Consider the following 8,472-nt stretch of genomic DNA (forward strand, 5'->3'; position numbering starts at 1 on the left):
CGCGTCAAGCTGGCGCTGGAGCTCAGCAAACGCGACACCGGACGCACGCTCTACATTCTGGACGAACCGACCACGGGTTTGCACTTTGCCGACATCGACCTGCTGCTCAAAGTGCTGCACCAGTTGCGCGACGCCGGCAACACCATCGTGGTGATCGAGCACAACCTGGACGTCATCAAGACCGCCGACTGGCTGATTGACATGGGGCCCGAAGGCGGCGCCGGCGGCGGCACCGTGGTGGGCGTGGGCACGCCCGAAGACATTGCCGCCAATCCGGCCAGCCACACCGGGCGCTACCTGAAACGATTGCTGTGACCGACGCCAAGCGGCCGATCCCAGTTGACGCAAGGCGTCAGATGACCATCCCGGCGGACAGCGGATCGCCAGCGTCCCGTAGCGCATACTGCCGCACAAACGCCTCAAAGCGGTCGGCCGGCAAGGGCTCGCTGTAGAAATAACCCTGCACTTCGTCACAGCCCTGTTCGCGCAAAAATGCCAGTTGGCCCTGCGTCTCCACGCCTTCGGCGATGGTCTGGAAGCCCAGGCTGCGCGCCAGTGCGATGATGGCGACGACGATCGCCTTGTCGTCCGGGTCGTCCGTGATGTCGCGTACAAAAGACTGGTCAATCTTGAGCTTGTAGACGGAAAAACGCTTGAGGTAACTGAGCGAAGAGTAGCCGGTGCCAAAGTCATCAATCGAGATGCGCACGCCGCGCTGGTGCAGCTCGTTCATGACGGCCATGGCGCCCAAGGGGTCGTTCATCGCCACGCCCTCGGTCAGCTCAAGCTCCAAGCACTGCGACCCCAAATTGGACTCGGCCAGCACCTGCGTCACCAGCTCCGGCAGGTTCGCATCGCGAAATTGCACGGCCGACAGGTTGACCGCCATTTGCTGCACCGCCAAGCCGGCATCCATCCAGGCCCGCAGCTGTCGGGTGGCGGTCCTGAGCACCCATTCGCCGATCGGCAAAATCAGCCCGCTTTCCTCCGCGATCGGTATGAATTCGACCGGTGACACCGAGCCCAGCGTGGGATGTTGCCAGCGCAGCAAGGCCTCCATGCCGACCACTCGGCCGTCATGCAACGACATCTGCGGCTGATACACCAGATGCAGCTGCTGCAACTCCAGGGCCCGGCGCAAGCCATTTTCCAGCTGCAGGGCGCGGGCCGATTGCACCTGCATCTGCGCCGTGAAAAAGCGAAACGTATTGCGGCCGGCCTGCTTGGCACGGTACATGGCGGCGTCGGCGCTCATCGACAGCGCCTCGAAGGTGTTGCCGTCGGTGGGATAGAGGGCAATTCCGATGGAAAAAGTGATCGCCAGTTCCTGTTGATCAATCTGATGGCGCTGCGTGCTGCTCTTCAGCAACTTTTTCGCGACATGGGCGGCCCCATCGGCGTCCGTAGCCGTGCACAGCAGCACAAACTCGTCCCCGCCCACGCGGCACACCGTGTCCTGTTCGCGCAGCACCGCTTTCAGGCGTTGCGCCACCTGAATCAGCAACGCGTCGCCCACGTGATGACCCAGCGAATCGTTCACATTCTTGAAACGATCCAGATCCAGGAACATCAGTGCCAGCGGCTCACCCTGGCGCTGGGCATGGCTCAGGGCCGTGTCAATCCGGTCCTGCAGCAAGCGCCGATTGGGCAAGCCCGTCAGCGGGTCAAAGTCCGCCAGTACCCGGATGTGCGCCTCATCCTCCTTGTGCTTGCTGATGTCGGTGGCGATGCCGACGTAGTTCGTCACGGCCCCGCTGCGGTCGCGCAGCGCGCTGATCGACAGCCAGCCCGGGTACACGGTGCCGTCCTTGCGGCGGTTCCATATTTCGCCCTGCCACTGCCCGTGGGTATGGATGGACTCCCACATGGATTTGTAGAAAGCAGCATCGTGCCGCCCCGAGGAGAGCAGGTTTGCATCGCGGCCCAGTACCTCGCTTTCGCTGTAGCCGGTGATCCGGCTAAACGCGCGGTTGACCCGCACCATATGGCGTTCGCTGTCCGTGATCATGAGGGCTTCACTGCTCTGCTCAAACACCTTGGCGACGAGTTGCAATTGCACCTCGTTGTGTTTGCGTTCAATGGCAATGGCCGTCAGATCCGCGGCCATTTCGATAAGTTCGAGCGCATGGGTCGACGGCATGACCGGCGTCCGGTGGTAGATCGCAAAGGTTCCCAGCACCTGGTTGCTGCCCGAGCGAATCGGTTGCGACCAGCAGGCGCCGAGCCCGGCCTGCTGTGCCAGCGCCTTGTAGTCCACCCACAAGGGACTGGTCGCGATATCCCCCACGACGACGCGCTGGCCGGTAAAGGCGGCCGTGCCGCAAGAACCCACCTGGGGCCCAATCTGCACCCCATCAATGGCGGCGTTGTAGAAATCTGGCAGATGAGGCGCGGCACCCAGGCGAAGGTGCTGACCCTCGTCATCGAGCAACAACACGGAGCACAAGGCGTCCGGCACGGCCTCCTCAATTTTGAGGACGAAATCGTTCAGTATCCGCGGCAAGAGCATGTCACTGGTCAGGCGCTCCAGCATGAAGTTGCGCAAGATATCCATTTGCCAGGCTTGCCCCCGCGCGGCCTCGTGATCAAAGTTCCTGAGCGCATGGTCTATATCCGACGCCATTTCGAGCAGCAGGTTTTGCGCCTGCGGATCAAAGGCACCGACCTCACCGGCATACACCGACAACACGCCTGTCACCTCACCATGACGGTGCAGCGGCACGGCGGCAGACGCGGCCCAGCCATATTCGGCGCCCTGCGCGTGCCATGGCGCCGTGACCGGGTCGCCCTGATAGTCCTGGCACCAAAACGGCTGGTCGTTGCGGATCGCCGTGCCGACCGGGCCCTGGCCAAACGGATCGTCGGCATCCACCGTGACGCGAATACCCTTCAGATACGCAACACCCGCGCCGTACGATGCCGCCGCCTCGACCGTTCGGCTTGGCGGGGCCAATAGGCCAATCCACGCCATCGTCATGCCGCCGTTGTCGACCGCAGTCCGGCATATTATCTCAAACAGTTCTTGCTCATTCGTGCAACGCACGATGGCCTGATTGCACTCGCTGAGCGCCGCGTAGAGCTGGGTCAGGCGCCGGAGTTTGGCATCCAACGCCTGGTGCGCCTGCTCTATGTCATTGAGCTGACGCTGCGTGCGGGCCAGCCAGCCCAGCACACTGTCGTCCGTGCCCGGCGCGAGGCCAATGGCATCGGTGAAGTCGCCCCGGCCAATGCGGGTGATTTGCCTGTGGACCTCGCCGACAGACCCACCCAGCGTGGTGCGCAGCGTCTTGTAGACGCGCCAAAGTACCAGCAGCAACCCCAGCCCCACGAAGACAAACACCGTGCGCAGCAAGGTGGCATTGCGCTCGGTTTCATGAACAGCCCGCAGGGTGCGCCGGTCCGTCAACTCATAAAATTCGTTGATGGGCTGCATGATGCCGGCCTTGGCCTGGAGGTAATCAGCGTCATACAGCATCTGGCTGGCCCGCAGGCGGCGGGCGTCGGCATTGGGGCCGGCAGATTCGATCAGCGCCATGGCCGCAAACTCGATATGGGTGAGCCGGTCCGAATTGGCCTTGGCTTGCGCCAATCGGCGGAATTCATCTTCCTCAAATCCGGCCTGCTGCATCATCGTCAGCAGCGCCACTTTGACGCCACTGTCGGGCCGGGCGGCGGCGCCGCCGGCCGTCACCAGATCCCAATAAATGCCTTCGTAATGGACCGGCCGCGGTTTCCTGCCGTCCCGAATGTCGAGGATATCGAGGTAGTGCTGTTTGTAGACGGGATTGCCGGTGAGCACATAGGTGCGAACCATGCGCGTCAGATCATCGGAAGACTGACGCAATTCGTCGGCCAGCAGGCGTGACTGGTAACGCCGCTCGTTGGCATGGTCAATCTGCTTTTCCGAATAAACATAAACGGAAAACAAAGCGATCAGGGCGCACGCCAGTGCCACAGCCATGCGCAGGCTGCGTGAAAACGGTGATGTGGCGGTGCGGGGTGTCATGGTGGCAGGCCGTGCGATCAACCATGATGACACATTATTCACGATCCGGCAGATCGGTATAACCCCTTATATTCACGTCGCGAGCGGACGGCGGCGGCTCCAGCGACGCCATCGCGGCCACAGCAGGTTCAGGGCCAGCCCGCCCATCACCAGCGCCGCGGCGCCGAGCTTCCAGGCCGGCAAGCCCTCGCCCAGCCACAGCGCCGCGCCGCCCATACCAAACAGAGGCACCAGCAGCGCCATCGGCGTGATGGTGGCGGCAGGGTAACGCGCCAGCAGCCAGCCCCAGGCGGCGTAGCCAAACAGGGAGTTGGCCCAGGCCTGCCACGCCACGGCCGCCCAGGCCAGCGCGTCAGCGCCACGCACACCGGCCGACACCGCGTCCCAGCCTTCGATCAGCACCGAGAGGGCCGCCAGCGGCGGCACCGCAAAGGCACTGGACCACACCACATAGGCCACCATGTTGACGCGTCCAGCCTCGCGCGCCACGATGTTGCCGCCGGCCCAGGACAGCGCCGCCAGCACGATCAGACCCAGGCCCAGAAGCGTCGTCGTGCCATCGGTATGCAGCACGATGATGCCAATGCCGGCCGTCGCCATGACCAGCGCCAGCCACTGAACGCGCTGCAGCCGTTCGCCCGACAAACGCATCGACAGTCCGATGGTGAAGAACACCTGAATCTGGATCACCAGCGAGGCCAGACCGGGCGAGATGTGGCCGTTCATGGCGACAAACAGCAAGCCGAACTGGCCGACACCGATCAGCAGGCCGTAGCCGGCCAGGTTGCGCCACGGCACCTTGGGGCGCGGCAGAATGAAGATGGTCGGCAGCACCGCGACGCCGAAACGCAAGGTGGCGAACAAAAGAGGCGGCATGTGGCCCAAGGCGAGCTTGATCACCACGAAGTTGGTGCCCCACACGGCCACCACGGCCAGTGCCAGCAGGAAGTGTCTCAGCGAGAGCGTGCTTTTCATGACGCCTATTGTCAGATAGACCGCATGACCTTGTTCAGTCCGGCTCATCCCTTAATTGCGGTGCTGTTTTTTTGTCCCTCTTGTCACGACCAATTTGCGTGACAATGCACGAAGATACCCGTCGGATGGAGTTGACCATGGAGTTCGAAGATTTTGGATCTGGCCAGCACGCCGCGCCAGCGAGCCCGACGACCGCGGCACCACCCAAGGGGGCACACCAGGCCGACGGCGTGGCCTCGACCAACGAGCGCTTTCTCGCCCTGTGCGCCGCCGTCAATGCGGCGGTCAAAGGCAATTTCGATGCGCCTTTGCCGCTCCAGGGTAACGACCGGCTGACGCTGCTGGCCCGGCAACTGCAGCAGCTGTTCAGCACGGTGCGGGCCACACCGGACGCCGCGCCCAGCGACACGCTGACCCACGGCGGCGCGGTCGAACCGGAACTCAGCCGGGAAAACGCGCGCTTGAAGTACCTGATTGCCAACACCCCGGCCATCATCTACAGCAGCGTGCCCACCGGTGACGGCACCATGACCTTCGTGAGCGACAACGCCTTGCGGGTGCTGGACTACCGGCCAGAGGAAATGGTGGCCGACCCGAGCTTCTGGTTTGACCACATCCACCCCGATGATGTGCCCACCATCTTCTCCAGTTTCGCGTTGATCTTTACCGAAGGCCAGCAAGCGTATGAATACCGTTTTCGCGCGCACGACGGTCGCTACTTGTGGATGCACGACACGCTGCGCCTGATTCGTGACGCCGACGGCAATCCACTGGAAGTGGTGGGCTCGCTGACCAACATCACCGATCGCAAGCAGATGGAAGAGGCGCTGCAAAAGAAGGGGGAAGAGCAACAGCGACTGATCAATCAGCTGCAGGAAGCGCAAGCCCAATTGCTGCAATCCGAAAAAATGGCCTCCATCGGCCAGCTGGCGGCCGGCATTGCGCACGAGATCAACAACCCGATCGGTTTCATCAACTCCAACATGGGGGCACTGCGCGCCTATGTAGACACCTTGTGCGAGCTCACCGACAGCGTTGACCAGACCGTCCAGCGGATGTCCGGGCAAGAGGATCTCAAGGCGACCCTTGGTCAACTCAAGAAACAGGCCGACTATGAATTCCTGAAGGAAGACGTCGCCGAACTCGTCAAGGAATCCCTGGACGGCCTCAAACGGGTCCGCGACATCGTTCAGTCCCTCAAGGATTTCGCCCACATCGGCGAGACCGACTGGCAGTATGCCGATCTGCACGCCGGCATTGACAGCACGCTCACGATTGCCAGCAACGAGTTCAGGTACAAGGCCACTGTGAAGAAGGAATACGGCAAGCTGCCTCAGGTGAAATGCCTGGCTTCACAGCTCAACCAGGTGTTCATGAACCTGATCGTGAACGCCTCGCACGCGATCAAGGACAACGGCGTCATCACGGTCCGCACCGGCTGCGAAAACGACTGGGTCTGGATCGAAATTGGGGACAACGGCTCCGGCATTGCGCCCGACATCCTGAACCGTATTTTTGAGCCCTTCTTCACCACCAAACCGGTCGGTAAAGGCACTGGTCTGGGGCTCTCGCTGTCCTACAACATCGTGGCCAAGCACGGCGGGCGCATCGAGGTGGCCAGCGAACTGGGCCAGGGCACACGCTTTACCGTGCATCTGCCCGTCAACCAATAGCCCCGGCCGTCGAACCGGCGTCCGCCGCAACGGGGGCCTCGCGCAACTGCCGACGCAGGATTTTGCCGAGGTTCGTCTTGGGCAGGGGCTCCGTGCGGAACTCGACGATCTTGGGCACCTTGTAGCCCGTCAGGTGTTGTCGGCAGTGCGCCAGCAAGGCTTCTTTCGTCAGCGTCGGGTCGCTCCTGACCACGACGATCTTGACGACCTCGCCGGAGCGCTCGTCGGGCGCGCCGATGGCCGCCACCTCGGCCACGCCCGGGTGCAGCGCCACGACATCCTCGATCTGGTTCGGAAAGACCTTGAAGCCCGACACAATGATCATGTCTTTCTTGCGGTCCGTGATCTTGAAGTAGCCGCGCTCGTCCATGAAGCCCATGTCGCCGGTGCGCAGCCAGCCGTCACGGGTAAACACCTTCGCGGTCTCGTCGGGCCGATTCCAGTAACCGGTCATCACCTGCGGGCCGCGGACACCGATTTCGCCGACCTCGCCGAGCGCAACTTCGTTGTCGCTCTCGTCGAGGATGGTGGCTTGCGTGGACGGAAACGGCATGCCGATGGTGCCGGTCCAGTCTTCAATGTTCAACGGGTTGGACATCGCGCCCGGCGAGGTTTCGGTCAGGCCATAGGATTCGATGATGGGCACGCCGGTCGCCGCCTTCCAGCGCTCGGCCACCACGCGCTGCACCGCCATGCCACCGGCATTGACCAGCTTCAGGGTACGCGTGTTCACTTCGGCAAATTCAGGGCTATCGAGCAGCGCCCGGTACAGCGTGTTGACGCCGATGATGGCGGTGAGGGGGTACTTCTTGAGATCATGGATAAAGGCGGGCATGTCCCTCGGATTCGTGATCAGGATGGCGTGCGCACCAATTTTCATGAACACCAGGCTGGAGTTCAGCGCGTAGACGTGGTACAGGGGCAAGGGGCAGACGAACACCTCCTTGCCGTCCAGCAGGTCATGCGCGATCCACGCGCCCACCTGCTGCAGGTTCGCCACCATATTGCCATGCGTCAGCACGGCGCCCTTGGCGACACCGGTGGTGCCACCGGTGTACTGCAAAAAAGCAATGTCGTCATGGCCCAGCGGTACGTGGTGCAAGGTTTGCGCATGCCCGGTGCGCAAGGTGGCATTGAATTCGATCGCACCCGCAATCTTCCACTCCGGCACCATCTTCTTCACGTACTTGACCACCACATTGGTGAGCAGCTCCTTGACCACCGGAAACATGTCGCCGACCTCCGTCGTGATGACGGTCAGCTCCAGCGCCGGGTTCTTGTCCAGCACTTCCTGCAGGGTGTGGGCAAAGTTCTCCAGCACCACAATGGCCACCGCACCCGAATCTTTGAGCTGGTGCTCCAGCTCCGGCGCGGTGTACTGCGGATTGACGTTCACCACCACCAGGCCGGCCCGCAGCACGCCGAACAGGGCCACCGGATACTGCAGCAGGTTGGGGCTCATGATCGCCACCCGGTCACCGCGCCGCAGCGACAGGGAGTTTTGCAGGTAGGCGGCGAAATCGCGGCTCGCCTGGTCGAGTTCGGCGTAGGTGATCGACGCCCCCATATTGCTGTAGGCGGGCAAGTCGGCAAAGCGCTCGCAGCTATGTCGCAGCACATCCTTGAGTGAAGCGAACTCGTAGACGTCCACCTCGGCCGCAATGCCTGGTGGGTAATTTTTCAACCACAACTCTTCCATGCTGATACCTCCTGTAGCCGGTCCGCGACCCCCAGTCTGCGCCACGGCGGAACCAAAGTCATATCGGTTTGCAATAAGGCCTCTCACGATAGCCTTTCATTGCATTTTTGGCAACACAC

The 8,472-nt window shown here is 62.3% G+C and carries 4 protein-coding genes and 1 pseudogene; 2 read left to right on the plus strand and 3 right to left on the minus strand.

What is annotated here, in order from left to right:
- A pseudogene (locus B3V69_RS05070) lies at positions 1–315 on the plus strand (excinuclease ABC subunit UvrA); the annotation flags it as partial.
- A gap of 37 nt (positions 316–352) precedes the next feature.
- Here B3V69_RS05070 and B3V69_RS05075 read toward each other — a convergent pair.
- Together B3V69_RS05075 and B3V69_RS05080 are read right to left on the minus strand one after the other, a co-directional pair.
- Positions 353–4,006 (minus strand): bifunctional diguanylate cyclase/phosphodiesterase, encoded by a 3,654-nt coding sequence (locus tag B3V69_RS05075; RefSeq protein ID WP_296444392.1) that lies wholly within the window; start codon positions 4,004–4,006, stop codon positions 353–355.
- Between the two features lie 72 nt (positions 4,007–4,078).
- Positions 4,079–4,981, minus strand: a complete 903-nt coding sequence (locus B3V69_RS05080; protein WP_296444403.1) for an EamA family transporter — start codon at positions 4,979–4,981, stop codon at positions 4,079–4,081.
- A gap of 137 nt (positions 4,982–5,118) precedes the next feature.
- Between B3V69_RS05080 and B3V69_RS05085 the strand changes: the two genes are divergently transcribed.
- Positions 5,119–6,654, plus strand: coding sequence for an ATP-binding protein (locus B3V69_RS05085; protein ID WP_296444394.1), 1,536 nt, complete (start codon positions 5,119–5,121; stop codon positions 6,652–6,654).
- Here the strand turns inward: B3V69_RS05085 and B3V69_RS05090 are convergent.
- A complete protein-coding gene (locus tag B3V69_RS05090) occupies positions 6,644–8,353 on the minus strand; it encodes an AMP-binding protein (RefSeq protein WP_296444397.1) in 1,710 nt (569 codons plus the stop codon). The genes B3V69_RS05085 and B3V69_RS05090 overlap by 11 nt on opposite strands.
- Between the last annotated feature and the right edge of the window lie 119 nt (positions 8,354–8,472).

The organism is Rhodoferax sp. UBA5149 (genome assembly GCF_002413825.1).
Taxonomy (GTDB): Bacteria; Pseudomonadota; Gammaproteobacteria; order Burkholderiales; family Burkholderiaceae_C; genus Rhodoferax.